This is a genomic window from Pseudohongiella sp., from assembly GCF_040877505.1.
In the GTDB taxonomy this organism is placed as follows: Bacteria; Pseudomonadota; Gammaproteobacteria; order Pseudomonadales; family Pseudohongiellaceae; genus Pseudohongiella.
On record NZ_JBBDNQ010000046.1, the window covers coordinates 124,828 to 141,909 of the forward strand.

Here is a 17,082-nt window from a genome sequence, read left to right on the forward strand (position 1 = left end):
GTAATTAAACGCCGGGAGGAAACTGCAACAGAAAGACGCTGTGACAAAACGCGACAGCAGGGGCTACTTTCCGCAGCACTGCCCTCCGCAGCGTGTCGTTGGCATCAGGCCGGTCTCCGGGCTTGCAAGTCATAGCGTCATCTACTGATCGCTATCAAGCCCCATCACCTTCCCATCATGTGTTGCGCCAGGCGCTGTATGACAGTGGTATACCGATGTGGCTTACTTGCTTACCGTTGCGGGGGCAGCGTTGGCATTGAGCGTTCTGTGATTGCAGCGCATCGCACCAACTTCCCGTTTAATTCTGCTGTCTCTCCTGTCTGCCCATGGAGGCTGAGAGGATTGTACTGATTGACAGCAGAACACCTGAAGCGGCGGCAATGGTAGGTCATTATCGGGGGGAAGGCAACTTGGTTACCGCCATGATTGAGCAGTGCTTGACTGATCAAGTAGCTTGCAATATAGTTGCGCTCTCAAACATTAATCAAAGGAAATTATTATGCCTACTGCATCACAAAGTGAGCTGCTGCTCAAACTCGTGGCGTTGCATACCAGGATCCAGAAACAGCTTTCCGGTCCTTTGTCATTCCATGGCATCAGCTTTACCGAGTATCTGGTATTGAAACAGTTGCATGACGCGCCGGCGCAGAAACTGCGCCGGATCGACCTGGCACAGCAGGTCGGCCTTAGCGCATCGGGCGTGACCCGGCTGCTAAACCCCATGGAGAAGGTGGGCCTTGTCAGCAAGGAAGAGGCCGCCCGCGATGCCCGGGTCAGTCTGGTGACGCTGACCGGTGCCGGGAAAACGGTGTTTCAGGATGCCGATGTCTCCTTTGGCCAGGTGGCCAAGGCGGTGATGACGTCGCTGGATGGCGAGGACCAAAAACACCTGGCCCGACTGACGGATTTATTGCTCTGAAACGGGTGGCGCTAGTTCCCGACGAACAGCGTCACCAACGAATCCTGCACCGAGGCAAAATCACTGAACTCGGCCAGCCTCGCATTGGTGGTCAGCGCAATGACCAGTGAATGCGCCGGGTGCACAGCCAGCCAGGCCATGGCGCCTTTGGAAACACCGCCGTGATGGGCGTAATTGCCCGTGCCGCGCCAGCGCCAGGTCAGGGCATAAGACTGCTCGTTGATCTCGCCGTCGCTGAGCGTTTGCGGCGTCCAGAACTGTTCACGGGTCTCCGGGCTGATAAACGTGGGATCCAGCCACGCCGAGCCCAGTCGTACCATGTCTTCGGGCCGTGACATGAAACCACCGCCGGGTAATTTATTGCTCAGGTCAACGCGCCGCCATGGCTGGGCGCGGCTGCCATCGAGTTGATAGAACCGGGCACGATCCTCAACTGCCTGGTCGACCACGGGCGAGGTCAGCGCCAGCGGATCCAGTACCCAGCGTTGCATCAGTTCTGCGAAAGGCTGGTCGCCGGCACTTTGCAAAACGGCGGCGATCAGCAGTGTGCCAAATGAGGAATACTCGAACTGACTGCCGGGTGGATAGCGCTGCGGACTGCCGTCGAACAGGGCCAGGCCCTCACGCACATCGGAATGCGCACGCTGCAGCGTCATGCTGTGGTAGATACCCCGCAAGTCCCGGTTGGTTTCGTACTCCGGCAGTCCCGCCATGTGCGAGGCCAGTTGCCGCAAGGTCAGGTGCTGCCAGTCAGAATTGGGCAGCGCATCATCGTAGCCGCCAATGGGCTGGTCCAGATCCACAAGGCCGGCATCCACCATGCGTGCGAGCAGGGTGCCGGTGACGGGTTTTGAGGTGGAGCCGATCCGGTACAGGGTTTGCGGCGTTGCCGGTATGTCGGCCTTCAAGTCAGACCAGCCAACCGCACCGCTCCACACCAGCTGGCCATCAATGGCGACCGCTGCTGACAGGGACGGCGCATGCACACGCGCCTGATGCGCCAATAGCAGGGCGCACGCCTGATCGGCAACCGGTTGCAGGCGCGGAGCAACGGGCGACGATTGACAGGTGGTGGCGGCAGGAACAGGTTGCCAGCCCCAGGGATTACGCAGTGCGGCGTTGTTCTCGGCCATGAAGCCATAAAGTGGCCAGCACAGGTAAACCAGGCCGGCGAGTAAAACCGTCAGCAGTGATACGACTATTGAGCGGACAGACATAACTTGCAAACTCCGAAACAGAACTGAGGCTGTGGAGTGTGACCGGTAAACGCCAAAGTGGTCTCGCCGATTCCGAATAGTTAGCGCCGATTCTGAACGCGGCGCCTGAATTCGCCGGGGGTTTGTGCCGTTTTGGCCTTGAACGCACGATTGAAGGGACCGATGGAATCGTAACCCAGGTCCAGCGCAATACTCAGGATCGGCCTGTTGTCGTAAGCCGGATCGGCCAGCCGCGCCATGGCATCATCAATGCGCAGGTCGTTGAGCAGGCTGTTGAAGTTGCGATAACCGCGGGTCTGATTGATCAGGCGTCGCAATCGATGTTCGGGACATGCCAGTTGCCTGGCCAGCGATGAGATGGTCAGCGCGTTCTGGTGATAACCCTGTCGGGCGATGAACGCATCCAGCGTTTGCGCCAGTGCAGTATCAACGGGGGACGACAATGGGGGAACAATTGAAGGTGCAGCAGAAAGTTCAGCCAGGCTTGCCATTCCAGCAGACGCAGGGTCGGTTGTCGCATCTTGCCGGGCATGTGTTTGCGAATGTCTGGCAGGGTCATGTCGAAGGCGAAACAGTCGGCTCACGCCAAGGGTAAGCATCACCAACAATACAATGGCATTGGTCAGGCCAAACACGGCGGCGTTGCGAAAGCGCTCGTCAGCCAGCTCAAAGACAATCAACACCGCGCTGTACAGACTTATGCCCACGACAACCATGATTCGGGCACGGCGCCGGGCATCCAACAGGTCATCGGCGAAGCCGCGCCAGGCAATGTAACCGGCGTGTACAATCAGCATCAGCCCCAGTGCATGAATCAGATCATGCAGAGGCGAGTTCCCTGCCTGCACGCCGAGAACGTAAAAGTAAACAATGCCAACCAGGATAAGTGCCAGCCATATCGGTTTTGACCACTGATGCGGACGGAAATCGTCATCAAACAGGTGACGAATCAATAACCAGAAAATGAAAGCAAAGGCATCGGTCAGTATCAGCAGGAGGTTACGTAACAGGCCATACTGCTCATCGGGGATCGGCGCTGTCAGCATCACCAGACCGGCGACGCTGATCCCGGCGGCAAGGAGGAGGTTCCTGAGCGTGCTGGCCGGTTCGCGCATTAGCAGACTACCGAGTAACAGCAATTGGCCAAGCACCATCGTGCGAAGCAGAAGGTCGATCAGGCTGAGGGCGGGGAGGGATATCATGAATGACCGTCAGTTATTCAACCCGGGATCTCCCAGACTTCAATATGGTTGCGGCGCCCGACACTGTAACCGCGCTGCCCGGGCAGGGCCCTATCAAGGCCGTGGCGTTGCAGTCCGGCCAGTACGCGCGACTGCTCTGTTTCATCCAGTGATTGCAGCACCGCATCTGCGCGGCGCAGGAGATACAGCAGATACGGTTGTACACCGGCGGTCACGGGCACTCCGCGGAATTGGGTTTCAATCGCGCCAATGTAGCGTTGATGGGGTTTGTCGGACACCGGCTGGCCGTCAGCGGGCTGCCACTGGTTCACGTGATCGTCCATGAACACCAGCTTGCTGGTGAGTTCAGGAAATATCTCTTCGGCAATATGCGCGAGCAATGGCGTCAGCGTTTCCGGCAGGGTGTCGTTGGTGTAATAGTCGGTACCGTACTGCGTGAATTCCGGTGCATCCAGTCTGGGCGCCGTCATCCGCTCGACCCAGCGGAACACCCTTGGCGCCCGGCGTTTCATCAGGTCCGAGGGTACCGGATCACGTCCCAGGTGGGCAAACATGGGTCCGATGAGGCCGTAATCGGCCACCGATGGCCGCCCGCCAAACAGGTAGGGATGCTCACGAAAATGTGGCTCCAGGATATCCAGCAGCGACTCAAAGGACTGTTCGATTACCGGAATGCTGGCTTCGGTGACGCCCAGCTGTGGCAGGTATGACTGCATGCGCGCCATTATTTTCTCAGCCATCTCGTGACCTGAGCCGGCCGCGAAGGCATCACGCAGAAACGCTTCCTGTTTGTCGAGGTAGGACCAGCGGTAGTGCATGGCATGTCGCAGCATGGCCTGACTGCCGTAATACTGCACGATGATGGCCAACACCCGCTGCAGTGGACCGTCAGGCCAGGCGGACCAGGGCACACCGGCGTGTTCGAAGTGATCAATGATGTCGATGCTGTCCTGAATGATGCGACCGTCAGGCAGTTCCACCACCGGAATGATGCTGCGCCCGATGGCCGGCATGATGCGTTGCGCGAAGTCAGGGTGCGAGGTGGGGCGCTCAATGTAGGCAATGCCCTGGGTGCGCAGGTAGCAGCGGACCACGCCGGTGTACAGGGAATGCGGGACGCCATACAGGATAAGGGGGTCGGCAAAAGCTTGTGTTTGTGGCATTGTAGGGCGCGTCTCATTGTCATGTTGTCTGGACCGGAAGTGTAACAAATATTCGGGTCGTGTCGCGGGCAGATGCCGGGATTGAGAAGCGCAAATAAATTAAAACCAGGAGAAGCCTGATGAGCCTCACCACCCGACAGTTTTATCGTCTTTGTCTGTGCGTTGCCCTGGGCGCCGCAATGGCCGCCTGCAGCACCGACGACGCCGGACAGTCCGCAACTTCCGGTGCCGACGAAAGCCAGCCGCAGCTTGCCGACCCATCGGCGCAGCGAGCCGATCCGACCCGGCGCAGCATCGCTCAGGGTCAGTTGACCGGGCTGGTGCAGGACAATGGCAGTCTGGCCTGGAAAGGTATTCCATTTGCTCAGCCACCCGTGGGTGAACTGCGCTGGAAGCTGCCACAAACGCCCGAACTGTGGAACGGTACCTTCAGCGCCACGGACATTATTCAGCCTTGTCCGCAGTTTGTATCGGGTCTGTCGGCGGGCATCGCTGATCCCGACGGTGACGGCATTGTTGGCAGCGAAGACTGTCTCTATCTGAGTGTGTATGCGCCGGATGATATCCCCGAAGGTGAGCGCTTGCCGGTGATGTACTGGATCTTTGGCGGCGGCAATAACAGTGGTTACGCCGGTGACTACAATGGTGGCGAGCTGGCACAATCGCAGGACGTGATCGTGGTGACAGTGAACTATCGCCTGGGCAGCCTGGGCTGGTTCTATCATCCAGCGATTCTGGAAGCCGGTGCTACCGGTGCTGCCGCCAGTGGCAACTGGAGCACGGTGGATACCATCGCCGGCTTGCAATGGGTGCAGGACAATATTGCGACGTTTGGTGGTGACGCAGAAAACGTCACCATTTTTGGTGAATCTGCCGGCGGTGGCAATGTCATGAGCCTGGTGACTTCACCCATGGCCGAGGGTCTGTTTCACCGCGCCATTGTGCAGAGTGGAGGTATCGGCACAACAACCCTTGCCCAGGGTGTGAACTACCACGACGATAATGTGCCTGGCCATGAACACAGCTCCCGGGAAATCATCAACATGATTCTGGTACGCGATGGTCTGGCTGCCGATCGCGAGAGTGCCAAAGCCTTGCAGGCTTCGATGAGCCGCGATGCAATTCGTGACTTGCTGTACAGCCAGGATGCTGCTGCGTTCCTCAAGCTGTACAACCCGGAAGCGGCGCGCAATTATCCGGCGCCAAAGAAGTTTGCCGATGGCACCGTGTTTGTCGAACAGGATCCGCTGGCGCAACTGGCATCCGGTAACTACAACCAGGTGCCGATTATTCTGGGTACCAATCGTGATGAGCGTCGCATCTACCTTTATGCCGCAATGACGGATGTGATTCGCAATGACCCGGATGAATACATCCGCTTTGCCCACTATCCGTCAGTACAATGGAAGTGGCGTGGAGTCGACAATCTGGCCCGGCGCATGGCGCCCGCTCAGGAGGCACCGGTGTATGCCTATCGTTTTGACTGGGATGAGCAGCGCGTCAGCGACAGCGGTCTGGACATGGCTGTTGCCATTGGCGCGGCTCATTCAACCGAAATGGCTTTCATCTTCGGTGATTGGGACGTCGGTTTTATCAGTGGCGATGCTTTGTACGATCCGGCTACCAATCCGGGGCGCGATCAGCTGTCGGCGGCGATGATGTCCTACTGGTCCAGTTTCGCCTATACCGGTGAAACCGGCACCGGGCGTGACGGTTCGTTACCGCTGTGGCAGCCATGGCGGAACGGTGACAACAATCCCAAAACACTCATTCTGGATTCGGCAGCCGATGGCGGCATTCGTATGATGACAGAGGAAGTCACCCTGGACAGCATCAAGGCCGATTTCATGGCGGAGCAGTGGAGCGATCCGACTAATCGCTGCCGTGCTTATCTTGCAACCTTTGCCGGCACCCCGGCCTTTGACCGCAGCGAATACATGGGGCTGACTGAAGGCGGTTGCGGGGGACGTTGATGTTACCGGAAGGCTCGCTGCTTCAAAAATACCGCTTGCCAAGACGTAAATAAAGCATAGAATGCGCTTTTTTCTGTGGTTGCCAACCATTAAATGAATCTTGTGTCTTTCGACATCTTTCGGACTCTGGGCTTGCCGGACACATCGGTTCTGAAGACCGATGATATTTTTCGTCAGAAGGACTTGTTGCGGCAGGCGGATTGGGTGTTGTTCCCCGAATACTGGCAGCTCAACGCCCTGATCTATGGCCTGAATTGCCGTGTTTTTCCCAGCGAAGCCAGCTACCGCATCGGCCATGACAAGGTGGAGATGACACGAGCATTTCAGGTTGTGGCACCGGAGCACACCCCCTGGACTCTGATTGAGGCCAATACCGAGGACGCGCAGGAGCGACTCTGGCGACTGATGCCCCAGCCTTTTGTTGCCAAGTTGCCCAAGGCCAGCATGGGCGAGGGTGTGTGGTTGATAGAGACCCGCCATGACTGGCGCCTGTACTGTGCCAGAACGCCGGTGCTGTATGTGCAGGAATATCTGCCCATTGATCGCGATGTGCGTGTGGTTATCGTCGGTGAGCGCGTGATAACGGCCTATTGGCGCACTCAATCTGACCGTGGGTTCTATAATAATGTTGCCCAGGGCGGCCAGATTGATCACAGCCCGGTGCCTGCTGTGGTGACCGACCTGGCTTTGCGGCTGGCACTGGAGCTGGGCGTTGATCATGCCGGCTTTGATATTGCACTGGTTGACAACCACCCCTACGTACTGGAGTTCAACCGGTTGTTCGGCAACCAGGGGCTGGCGCAGGGCTCTGCAATCAAAGATGCAATACTTGACTATCTGGTCAGTAAAACCGAGCCGGACGATCCGGAAGGCCCCGCGCCTGTGTGGCCGGTGGCGGTTTAGTCGCGCACCTCAATACTACCGCCGATATCACGGTAGTCAACACTGCCGGACCCGGTATCACGGGCGGTAAAATCACCCTGTACGTCACCCACGGTGATGTCACCGGAGCCATCACTCTCAACCATTACGTTGCCGCTGACGCGTTCGATTCGCATATCGCCTGAACCGTCGTCAGCGATGACGGCATCGCCTTCCACATCGCGTATGTTGATGTCACCGGAGCCGTCACGGATGTGGACACCCATGGTGCGTGTCAGTGTCATGGAGCCGGAGCCATCATCGATATCCACCCGGCCATCGATATTGCTGAGTTCGATGTCACCCGAGCCGTCATCAATCCGCACCGGGCCTGACGAGTCGCTGATCTGCAGGTCACCGGAACCATCGTCGATCAGTATTTCGCCCTGCACATCCCGGATATCGATGTTTCCGCTGCCGTCTTCTACAGCCAGAAGCAGACCGGCGGGTACCATCAGGTCAATGTCGATGCGCCGATGCTGGTTGTCCCCGCTGAACAGTGAGAACACATTGAAGTTTTGTTCGGAGATCTCGGTTTCTACTTCCCAGGTGTCGCCCCGGCGCTGGTAGAGGATATCCATGTCTTCAAGCTGGCTGCTGGTGCCAGCACAAGCCTGTGCCTGTACTTCTATCACTGCATTGTCATCGGCGGAACCGATGATGCCCAGGTAGCCAGCCCCGACATCCAGTGTCAGGCTGCGGACGTCATTGCTGTCCAGGGTGAAGTTGATGTCTTTGCATTCCTCTGCCAGCGCGGCGCCTGAGAGTAGAAACGCGGGAAGTAAACAGCCAGTTAGTATGCGCACGGTCATTGTCCTTTTTAATTGTTGCGTCAGTCAGTGTGATAATGAGAATAGTCGCAGATCTACAGATCGCGGTATTGGTGAGAAGTTCTGCAAAAGCGGGGCCAATTTTTGTAGATTCTTAAGCTATTGAATTTAATATAAATATAGTTTCTAAATTAAGCCGGTAAAAAAGTGCTAGCGTAAACTCTGGTGAGATTGACAACAGACTGGTGGTTTTCGCTAATGCCTGGTGTTCATGACTTGTGGTGTTGAAACCGGTCCTGTCATCATGGTGAATACCGGCGGCCGTGTTAAAGTAGCGGTAGAACATGCGTAAGGGGAAATCACTTAATCATGACTGATAACATTAAATCGGTAAATCATGCCCGGGGATCGCAGAGTCGTGCAGAGGGGCAGCGGCAGAAGCATGTTGTCGCGGCACACATCGTTCTGGCAATCGGGGCGCTCAGCCTGGTGTTGACCGGTTGGCGTCTGTGGCCCGAACAGCAGCTCCCGCCATTGCCTGACTTTACCGCCTATGAAGACGTTGACGCGCGCAAGGATGCATTTTTTGGGTATTTCCTGCCCCTGGTCGAGATGCGCAACGCGGAAATTCTGCAACTGCGTACGCAGCTGCTTCGCCTGCGTGAAAACATGGATTCATTGTCGGGCCGCCAACAGCGACAGGTGCAGCGGCTGGCCGCAGACTATGAGATTGAAGCGTTTGATATCGCTGAGCCGGGCGACTGGGACACGCTGTTGCGCCGGGTTGATGTTGTACCGCCGTCGCTGGCGCTGGCGCAGGCTGCCAACGAGAGTGGCTGGGGTGCATCGCGGTTTGCTCAGGAGGGCAATAACTACTTTGGTCATTGGTGTTATGTGCCTGGCTGTGGCCTGATTCCCGATTCGCGGCCAGCGGGCGCCCGGCATGAGGTGGCTGCTTTTGATTCTCCCGAGCAATCGGTGCAGCGTTACATCCGCAACCTGAACAGCCATGATGCTTACCGCGACTTACGCCTGAAACGTTCGCAGCTGCGTGAGAATGAGGAGTTGATCACGGGTCTGGAGCTGGCCGAAGGTCTTACTCAGTACTCTCAGCGCGGGCAGGAATATATCCGGGAGTTGCAGGCCATGATCCGCTTCAACAATCTTGATGAGCTGGACGAGGCTGGTAACCTTTAGTCAGGAACGGCTGAATATCCCGACCAGGTTCCGTGCCTCCTCTATCAGGCCATCGCCTGCGCGAGTTTTTGCGTGACGTTTTCGACCTGGCTGATGAAATGCTCATGCAGACGTTGGTAGTCGTCTGCGTTTTCGGCATCTTTATTCTCGCGGAGAATGTTTGCCAACGCCTGCTCTGCTTTTAACCGCTGTTCCAGAACATCCCGGGTCTGATCGGCGGTGAACCAGGTGTGCAGCCGGTGAATCAATTGCTCACCAGCCTCCCGGTCAGCATCCGGTGCAGTCGGCAGGTCGCCGGTATCACGTATGGCCTGCGCCAGCTGCTGAGCCAGTTGGTCCCGTTCGCTCGCGATGTGGTTGAGTAGTTGCGCTGCAGCCTCATTGTCAACAAATTCCGCGGAGTCCCGGTAATGATCGGCCGATTCCTGGGCCAGGCGGTAGAGTTCCTGCAATGCCACTTGTTGCTGTGAACGTAAGATGCTCATTGATCAATCACTCCCTTGGTCTTTTATCTGATTGTGCTCGTCAATTGCCGGCGCCACAACCTCCAGCATTTTGGGCAGTATCCGAAACCGGGCCGGCGTCTGTGTCACCGGTTCCCCGTCAGCGTGAATTTCCATGCTGCGCGTGCCGGTACTGACTTCGATCTCTTCGGCTTGTGCGCAAAAAACGCGTCGATCCCGGTTTTGTTGACCACTACGCAACAGTGGCGCCAACGTCAGGAATTCCCAGCTTGTCAGCGGCCGCAGACTGTACAGCCAAAGTCTGCCGTCATCGATGCGGGCGTTTTCGTTGATCACGTTACCGCCGCCATAGTAGCGTCCGTTGCCTACCGTCAGATGCATTGAGCGATGGCGGTACTTGTCGCCATCAACAGTCAAGCGTGCGTGGAATTGATCGTGGCGCATGATGGCCGCGATCAGCGCCCTGACATAACTGAATACTCCCCAGCGTTTCTTTACTTCGCTGGTCAGCTCTTCGGTGACATGAACGCCCAGGCCCATATTGGCCACGTTGAAAAAATAGTGGCCGTTGACTTCACCTAAATCAATGCGTTGCCGGTGGTTGGCAGCAATTACTTCAATAGCCAGCTCGATTTCGTCAGGAATGCACAGGGAGCGCGCCAGATCGTTTGCAGTGCCAAGGGGCAGAATGGCCAGTGGCAGGCCGCACTCTAACAGAGTACCGGCCATGGAACTGATGGTGCCGTCGCCGCCGCCGACAATGACCAGGTCAATGTCGGCCTTGCGCGCTTTGACCGCCTCGCGACTTTCCTCGGCGCTATGCGACACAAGGTATTCTACGTCCATGCCTTTTGCTTCCAGTCGCTTTAACCCCTCGTCCAGTTCGGCCTCTGCGCCCTGGCGGCTTTTGGGGTTAACGATAAGCAAGGCGCGTGTGCGCCCGCGCCCGGAGATGGAGGTCAGGAGCGTCATGGGTGACGCTCTTGCAACATTTTTGAAAACTGAGCGATGGCTGCATCTCCTTGCGCCAGATCGTTCTGAAACAGGACCACCTGGCCGTCCACGGTTGCCAGAATCAATGCCGCCAGCGCTTCGCGATCGTGTTCGGGGTAATCCAGCATAGCGGACATCCAGGCTATCCAACCGCCGGTGAGTTGCGTGGCAATCGTGCGATACGGTTCGTTGCCCCGATTGGCCAGACTGGAGATATCGAGAAACAGCCGCAGGTGGTCGGCGAACTCACCCTGGCGCGCAGTGCGCCACAGCATTTCGAGGGCCTGTGCCGGCGACAGGGGGCCGGGGCCAGCCACGTCGTTCAGTGTTTGTGCCAGTTCGGCGCCAACGTGGGCAAGCACTGCGCTGACCAGTTCGTCTTTATTGTCAAAATAGTACAGCAACATGCGGTCGCTGGTACCGGTGAGTTCGGCGAGTCGGCGCAGGCCGGTATCGGCCAGGCCATTGCTTAAAAAATGACCAGCCAGGGTGGCGATGATCTCGGTCCGGCGGATGTCTTTCTTGCTCAATTCTGCTATCCCTGTATAAATTGTAGCGAGTGCTACAGTATCTTGCTATAGTGCTCATTGATGTAGCGACCGCTACGTAATTGAGAGGGCAATCATATGTTGACGCTCAACAGACAAAACTTCAATCGCCTCATGCTGACTATGATGATTATCTCGGTGCTGGGCTGGGTCGGCTTTCTGGTTTTCTTTCGCAGTTTCTGGCCAGGCGGCACTGAACCCGGCACCAGCCTGTACTTCTTCTGGCTATGGTTGCTGGCGGGCGGCACCGGGTTTGTGGGCGTCATGCTCGCTACTTTCAGGCTTTTCAGTATACCGCCTGCCTGGCGGGTTCATGCCGCCGTCGCCCTGGTCGGTCCGGCAACGCTCCAGGATGTACTGGCAACGGTGTTCATCGATACCTGGCTGGTGTCGGCAGGTTCTGTGGATGATCGCCTCTATCCGGCCATGATACTGGGCGGCGTCGGCATGATTTTGCTGGTTGGTCTCTTTATGACCGATCCCGACCCCCAGAGTACGCCATAACGCGCGCTAAAGGGGACGGAGGGAATAATTAAACAGCCTTGGGGGCTGACTAATTATTCCCTCCGTCCCCTTTTTCGGCCTGTTAAGAATTTGTCACAGTTTTGTAGCATAGTCGCATATCGTACTTTTACAGGCGGGCACGATGGAGTCTTTGCAAGCGATTACGATTGACAATATTTCCTGCGTCAAGTCGTACTATGGCGTATATCTGCGCACAAAATGGACCGATGCTACATTTCATTTCTGCTGTCTTGGGCGCTACGGAGATACTTTATCGGACTATCTGGACGGGTTGGAGACTGATTTTACCTTTATCGATATTGGTGCCAATCAGGGGCTGTACTCATTGATTGCTGCCCGCAATCCCCGGTGTCGCGATGTCATTGCGTTTGAACCGGTGGCCAGCAGCTATGAGTACTTGCAGGACAATCTGCGTATCAATCGGGTCAATGGCAAGGTCAGGACAGTGAACGCGGCCGTGTCGGATGTTGCCGGTGACACTGAGATTGCCGTTAAGCCCGGGCACAGTGGCGCTGCTTCATTGCGCAGCACAAAAGCGGTCTGGTTCAGCCGGCCGGAGACAATCAAAACAGTCAATGCTGAGCAGCTGCAGGCAATTTTTGCGAGCGCCAGAAATTGCGTTATCAAAGTCGACGTCGAGGGATACGAGTTGACGGTGATACGGGAACTGCTGAAATCCGGCGTGTTATCGCAATGTGAAGCAATATACTACGAGGTGGATGAGGACTGGGTGAATACGGATCAGGTGAAACAGATACTGATTTCATGCGGTTTCACGCATTTTGATGTCATCGGGACAGGTGGCCACTATGACATTCTGGCGACCCGCGGAGCGTAAAGGCGGCGGAGGCGTTAAAGAACCGCTGCAGCCTCGGCGGGGGTAAGGAATGGCACCGGCTCACCCATGCGGTAACCATATATGACCGAATAGGCCAGAACGTTCTGCACGTAGCCGCGAGTCTCCAGAAAAGGAATGGTTTCTATCCAGATGTCGAGGGGCACCGGGTTGTCGACACCGCGGCGCAGCCACTGCTTCACCCGGTTGGGTCCGGCGTTATACGCAGCCGCTGCCAGCGCGCGGTTACCATCGAACTCCTCAAGCAAGCCTGCCAGGTAACGACTGCCGAGGGTGATATTTATCTCGGGCAGATACAGGTCGGCGGTGTTGACTCGCAAGCCTGCACCCAGTGCGGTCTCCCGGGCCGTACCCGGCATCAGCTGCATCAGGCCGCGGGCACCGGCTGGTGACCTGACATCATGCATGAATGCGCTTTCCTGGCGCGCGATGGCGAACAGAAGTTGCGTTGGTATGTCCAGTTCAGCGGCGACGCGGGCAAACTGATCGCTGTACGCCAGGGGGAATCGCAGCTGCATGTCATCCCAGTAGCCGATCCGGATCATGGCCTGAATACTGTTTCGATGCCAGCCCCAGCTGTCGGCCAGTTTGCCACTGGCGGCGATCTGTTGTGGCTCCATGCGTTGTACCGCGTATTGCCATTCGTTGCGGGCGTTTATTTCATCACCTGTTAAATACAATTCCCGCGCGCGCACGATGGAGGGTATGTTGTAGAGCTCGGTCACCTGAAGAGGGTCAACCGCTACCGGCGTATCAGCCAGTTCATATTCTGTGTCCAGCAGATCAGCTGACAGGAACCCGTAGTAGCTGCGTGTAGCCGCCACAGACCGATACAGCGCCTGGGCCTGCGCGTTGGACTCTGCTGTGCCTTTCTGCTCCAGCATGCGTGCCTGCCAGTATCGCCAGCGCTCGGATTCGCGCGCGTCATCGGGTAGTCGGGCGATCCATTCTTCAATGCGCGGCCAATCCTGGCTGCGCAGTGCATCGCGCAGAATCCAGCTCACCAGGGTTTCGGTCACCAGTGACGGGGTATTGCGCAACAGGGTTTCGGTTTCCCTGACAAAACCTTGCAGCAACAGCCGCAGCGCAATCATGCGCTGATGCTCGATAATGACGTCTGGTGCGAATTCGTGAAAATCGTTATGGCTTTGCAGCAGAAGCATGGCCAGGGGTGCGTCAATGGTCATCATGCGGCGAATACCATGAAGGATGATTTCCCCGGTTTCGGCATTGCGCGCACTGAGAGATTCAAGGTCGCGTAAACGTTCAGGTTCCTGATCAATGCGCAGGTACAGCTCAGCCAGAGCACGCTCACGATCCGGCATCAGGGAACTTATGTAGCGCGCCAGGTTGCGGTGGCCTGCCTGCAGCGTTTTGCTGAAGCGTTGCCAGGCAATGTCGGGTGTCAGGAAACCCTCCTCAATCCAGGCCTCGAACACGGGATCGCAGTCGTTGGGCTGCGACACGGCAACATTCCATAACCGGTCTGCATCAGCCAGCGTGGTGTAATCGCCGAGTTCAAAATTGGCCTGCATGGCTCGGCAGGTGAGTTGGGTCGTGGTGTTGTCAGGGTTATGGTAACGCACTAGTTCGGCGCCGCGATTTTCCCGGGCCAGTGCGGAGACCCATTCACGCTCCAGGCGATCACCCAGGTAGGAGTTGCTGTTTTGTGCCAGGAACTGGTCGATCTCAAAGAACTGCCCGTCTGTGCGCTCTCCGTCACTGTCAGTCCGGGCCAGCACCGTCAAGCGTTCACTCAGCAGCGCGTAATCAAGGTAGGGCAACAAGGGGTAGTCCTGCAATTGAGCACGCAGCCTCTCAAGCTCGTCCTTGTTATTTTGCGCCGCAGCATCGCGGGCACGCTGATAAATGGCGCGCTGTTCTGTCAGATCCTGGGGCTGCGCGTTGTCGGCTGCACGAGCGGTACTTAACCACGGCATGGCGCCGACCATTGTCAGCAGGCCAAGGCATAAACTTTTAAGGACGTCATTGCGCCGACGGGTAACGGTCAACATCGCGCGAACCTGTGACTCTTGCTGAATGAAATAAACAGGAAATTATCATAACACGACAGCAGACCCGTAAAGTGTCCGGCGCATTGCACAAACGTCGTGCAGCAAGCGTTATGCAATTTGCGCTCTGGTGCTATTATGCTGGCAAGGCAACCGGGGCGGACCTGGTGTTTACAGAGAAAAGGAGTCGGACATGGCGGAGAAATTCAACGAATTATCACCCGGGCTTATCGATTTTATCGGCAAGCAGCACATCTATTTTGTTGGCACAGCCGGCGCTGAGGGGCATGTCAACGTCTCCCCCAAAGGCATGGACAGTCTGCGAATCCTGGGGCCAAATGAGGCGATCTGGCTGAACATGACCGGCAGTGGCAATGAAACTGCGGCCCATGTGCTGGAGAACAGGCGCATGACCATCATGTTCTGTTCCTTCGATAAACAGCCACTGATCCTCCGGCTGTACGGCCAGGCGGAGGTGATTCATCCGCGCGACGCGGACTGGGACCGGCTTATTGCCGAGTTTCCCGAATATCACGGTGCCCGTCAGATTTTCCGGTTAGCCATTGATCTGGTGCAGACCTCTTGTGGCTATGCCGTGCCGCACTGTGATTACAAAGGCGAACGCGTGACGCTGGAGAAATGGGCCGAGAAACGCGGCCGCGAGGGTGTGGAGGCATACTGGGCGGAAAGAAACACCGTGAGCCTGGATGGTCGAAACACCGGCATCCTGCCCTGAAAATGGGGACGGAGGGAATACTTTTTATTCCCTCCGTCCCCATTAAGCGGTCCCCATTAATCGTTGATCAGTTGCGCAGCCTGCAGGGTTAAACGGTCCCGGGGCGAATAAACTGAATACCCGCGGTGTATGATAATCGGACGCTGCAAAAGCGCAGGGTCACGGATACACGATGACGACGGAAGCGGGTGCCTGCCATGAGGGCCGACATACACATAGACAGTGATCTGTTGCAGCAATGCCGGAAAGGCAGCAGCAAGGCATTCAGGGAACTGGTTGAACAACTCAAGCGACCGGCCTATTACCACGCACTGTCGCTGACCGGGCACAGTGATGACGCCATGGACGTGTCGCAGGAAGCATTTGCCAGGGCCTGGCAAAACATGTCGAGCTACAACCCTTCGCAGCCGTTCTATCCCTGGTACTACACCATTTTGCGACGTGTCGCGCTAAATCATCTGCGCAGTCGGTCACGCCGGCGCGAAGATATTGATAACGGACAAATTGATACCATGCTGACAGAGGCGGGCGGCCCTGGTGAGGATTGCCAGTCTGTGCAATACAGCAATCTGGTGCAACAGGCGTTGATGCATCTGAGCATCGAAGACAGGGAGATTTTGTGCCTTAAAGATATGCACGACCATAGTTATCGTGAACTGGCCGACATCGTGGGGGTTCCGATCGGCACTGTGATGTCGCGGTTATATGCAGCCCGGCAACGTTTCCGGCAACTGATGAAGGAAAGTGGCTATGAACACGAATGATACCGACGCGCGAGCATTGATGATGGCGGTACTCGACGATGAAGCCGATGCCGAACAGCGCCGGCGCTTTGCGGAGTTGCTGACAGACAATGCCACATTGCAGCGAGAATTCGATGAACTGACGTCCTTAAAGGAGCTGACCATGAACAACAAACCCCGGGATCCCGATGACGAGCTTTGGCAGAGCTACTGGGGCGGCGTATACCGGCGCATCGAGCGGGGCACGGGCTGGCTGTTGATGTCTGCTGGCCTGATCATGCTGTTTCTGTACGGCGGCTGGGAATTCGCCCGTGAATGGCTGACCAGCCCCGACATACCACTGTGGGTGAAACTGGGTGGTGTATTCGCTGGCAGTGGTCTGGTCATTCTGTTTGTGTCCATTCTGCGCGAAACGCTTTTCCACCATAAACATGAACGTTATAAGGATATTGAACGATGATGATTGCAACTTCTCCGGCCATTGCAGGCCGCAAGATAGTCACAACGTTGGGCGTGGTCCGCGGCAATACCATCCGCGCCCGTCACGTAGGCCGCGATATCCTAGCCGGTCTGCGTATGCTGGTTGGCGGTGAGATCAGTGACTACACCAAAATGATGGCCGAAGCGCGCGAGCAGTCGCTGGACCGCATGACGGCAGAGGCCGGACAGCTTGGGGCCAATGCGATCGTCGATGTGCGTTTCTCCACCAGCTACATCATGACCGGCGCCGCCGAGATCCTGGTCTACGGTACCGCGGTGGTCATCGAAGAAGCCTGACGCTTTTATGGGGACGGAGGGAATACTTTTTGAGCGAACAAAAAGTATTCCCTCCGTCCCCATAAA

Annotated in this window: 18 protein-coding genes and 1 riboswitch; of the genes, 10 read left to right on the forward strand and 8 right to left on the reverse strand. The window is 56.8% G+C overall.

Features of this window, described 5'->3' with window-relative positions; translation table 11 throughout:
- Nucleotides 1–89 precede the first annotated feature (89 nt).
- Nucleotides 90–352, reverse strand: a riboswitch (cobalamin riboswitch).
- A 147-nt stretch (nucleotides 353–499) separates the two neighbouring features.
- Nucleotides 500–919 (forward strand): MarR family winged helix-turn-helix transcriptional regulator, encoded by a 420-nt coding sequence (locus WD071_RS17335; RefSeq protein ID WP_368049662.1) that lies wholly within the window; start codon nucleotides 500–502, stop codon nucleotides 917–919.
- Nucleotides 920–930: 11 nt separating this feature from the next.
- On the opposite strand, the gene WD071_RS17340 is transcribed toward WD071_RS17335, so the two are convergent.
- From WD071_RS17340 to WD071_RS17350, 3 genes are all read right to left on the reverse strand, one after another.
- On the reverse strand, nucleotides 931–2,136 hold the full coding sequence (locus WD071_RS17340) for a serine hydrolase domain-containing protein (protein WP_368049663.1): 1,206 nt from the start codon (nucleotides 2,134–2,136) through the stop codon (nucleotides 931–933).
- 80 nt (nucleotides 2,137–2,216) lie between these two features.
- The gene (locus tag WD071_RS17345; protein ID WP_368049664.1) at nucleotides 2,217–3,338 is read right to left on the reverse strand and encodes a helix-turn-helix domain-containing protein; all 1,122 of its coding nucleotides are present in this window, start codon (nucleotides 3,336–3,338) and stop codon (nucleotides 2,217–2,219) included.
- 17 nt (nucleotides 3,339–3,355) lie between these two features.
- Nucleotides 3,356–4,501: a glutathione S-transferase C-terminal domain-containing protein gene (locus tag WD071_RS17350; protein ID WP_368049666.1), complete on the reverse strand. Its 1,146-nt coding sequence runs from the start codon at nucleotides 4,499–4,501 to the stop codon at nucleotides 3,356–3,358.
- 119 nt (nucleotides 4,502–4,620) lie between these two features.
- Here WD071_RS17350 and WD071_RS17355 point away from each other — a divergent pair, with 119 nt between their 5' ends.
- On the forward strand, nucleotides 4,621–6,474 hold the full coding sequence (locus WD071_RS17355; protein ID WP_368049667.1) for a carboxylesterase/lipase family protein: 1,854 nt from the start codon (nucleotides 4,621–4,623) through the stop codon (nucleotides 6,472–6,474).
- A gap of 93 nt (nucleotides 6,475–6,567) precedes the next feature.
- On the forward strand, nucleotides 6,568–7,377 hold the full coding sequence (locus WD071_RS17360) for a RimK family alpha-L-glutamate ligase (protein ID WP_368049668.1): 810 nt from the start codon (nucleotides 6,568–6,570) through the stop codon (nucleotides 7,375–7,377).
- Here the strand turns inward: WD071_RS17360 and WD071_RS17365 are convergent.
- Nucleotides 7,374–8,201, reverse strand: a complete 828-nt coding sequence (locus WD071_RS17365) for a hypothetical protein (protein WP_368049669.1) — start codon at nucleotides 8,199–8,201, stop codon at nucleotides 7,374–7,376. The genes WD071_RS17360 and WD071_RS17365 overlap by 4 nt on opposite strands.
- Before the next feature lie 333 nt (nucleotides 8,202–8,534).
- On the opposite strand from WD071_RS17365, the gene WD071_RS17370 reads away from it, so the two are divergent.
- Nucleotides 8,535–9,362: a glucosaminidase domain-containing protein gene (locus tag WD071_RS17370; protein WP_368049670.1), complete on the forward strand. Its 828-nt coding sequence runs from the start codon at nucleotides 8,535–8,537 to the stop codon at nucleotides 9,360–9,362.
- Between the two features lie 44 nt (nucleotides 9,363–9,406).
- Here WD071_RS17370 and WD071_RS17375 read toward each other — a convergent pair whose 3' ends face one another.
- Genes WD071_RS17375 through WD071_RS17385 form a run of 3 tightly spaced genes read right to left on the reverse strand, consistent with a single transcriptional unit; the run spans nucleotide 9,407 to nucleotide 11,349 of the window.
- Nucleotides 9,407–9,847 (reverse strand): hypothetical protein, encoded by a 441-nt coding sequence (locus tag WD071_RS17375; protein WP_368049671.1) that lies wholly within the window; start codon nucleotides 9,845–9,847, stop codon nucleotides 9,407–9,409.
- Between the two features lie 3 nt (nucleotides 9,848–9,850).
- Complete coding sequence (locus tag WD071_RS17380) at nucleotides 9,851–10,798, reverse strand: lipid kinase (protein ID WP_368049672.1); 948 nt, start codon at nucleotides 10,796–10,798, stop codon at nucleotides 9,851–9,853.
- A complete protein-coding gene (locus tag WD071_RS17385) occupies nucleotides 10,795–11,349 on the reverse strand; it encodes a TetR/AcrR family transcriptional regulator (protein ID WP_368049673.1) in 555 nt (184 codons plus the stop codon). Before WD071_RS17385 ends, WD071_RS17380 begins: the two co-directional genes overlap by 4 nt.
- A gap of 96 nt (nucleotides 11,350–11,445) precedes the next feature.
- Here WD071_RS17385 and WD071_RS17390 point away from each other — a divergent pair, with 96 nt between their 5' ends.
- Both WD071_RS17390 and WD071_RS17395 read left to right on the forward strand, forming a co-directional pair.
- Entirely contained in the window at nucleotides 11,446–11,871 is a 426-nt protein-coding gene (locus WD071_RS17390; RefSeq protein WP_368049675.1) for a hypothetical protein, read from the forward strand.
- Nucleotides 11,872–12,013: 142 nt separating this feature from the next.
- Nucleotides 12,014–12,730 carry an FkbM family methyltransferase gene (locus WD071_RS17395; protein ID WP_368049676.1) on the forward strand — a complete coding sequence of 239 codons (717 nt, stop codon included), beginning with the start codon at nucleotides 12,014–12,016 and terminating at the stop codon, nucleotides 12,728–12,730.
- A 14-nt stretch (nucleotides 12,731–12,744) separates the two neighbouring features.
- Here WD071_RS17395 and WD071_RS17400 read toward each other — a convergent pair whose 3' ends face one another.
- On the reverse strand, nucleotides 12,745–14,763 hold the full coding sequence (locus WD071_RS17400) for a transglycosylase SLT domain-containing protein (protein WP_368049677.1): 2,019 nt from the start codon (nucleotides 14,761–14,763) through the stop codon (nucleotides 12,745–12,747).
- Between the two features lie 190 nt (nucleotides 14,764–14,953).
- On the opposite strand from WD071_RS17400, the gene WD071_RS17405 reads away from it, so the two are divergent.
- From WD071_RS17405 to WD071_RS17420, 4 genes are all read left to right on the forward strand, one after another.
- The gene (locus WD071_RS17405) at nucleotides 14,954–15,496 is read left to right on the forward strand and encodes a pyridoxamine 5'-phosphate oxidase family protein (RefSeq protein ID WP_368049678.1); all 543 of its coding nucleotides are present in this window, start codon (nucleotides 14,954–14,956) and stop codon (nucleotides 15,494–15,496) included.
- 197 nt (nucleotides 15,497–15,693) lie between these two features.
- Nucleotides 15,694–16,260 carry an RNA polymerase sigma factor gene (locus tag WD071_RS17410; protein ID WP_368049679.1) on the forward strand — a complete coding sequence of 189 codons (567 nt, stop codon included), beginning with the start codon at nucleotides 15,694–15,696 and terminating at the stop codon, nucleotides 16,258–16,260.
- Nucleotides 16,247–16,699: an anti-sigma factor gene (locus tag WD071_RS17415; protein ID WP_368049680.1), complete on the forward strand. Its 453-nt coding sequence runs from the start codon at nucleotides 16,247–16,249 to the stop codon at nucleotides 16,697–16,699. The genes WD071_RS17410 and WD071_RS17415 overlap by 14 nt, the downstream gene beginning before the upstream one ends.
- The gene (locus tag WD071_RS17420; protein ID WP_368049681.1) at nucleotides 16,696–17,016 is read left to right on the forward strand and encodes a YbjQ family protein; all 321 of its coding nucleotides are present in this window, start codon (nucleotides 16,696–16,698) and stop codon (nucleotides 17,014–17,016) included. The genes WD071_RS17415 and WD071_RS17420 overlap by 4 nt, the downstream gene beginning before the upstream one ends.
- Nucleotides 17,017–17,082 lie beyond the last annotated feature (66 nt).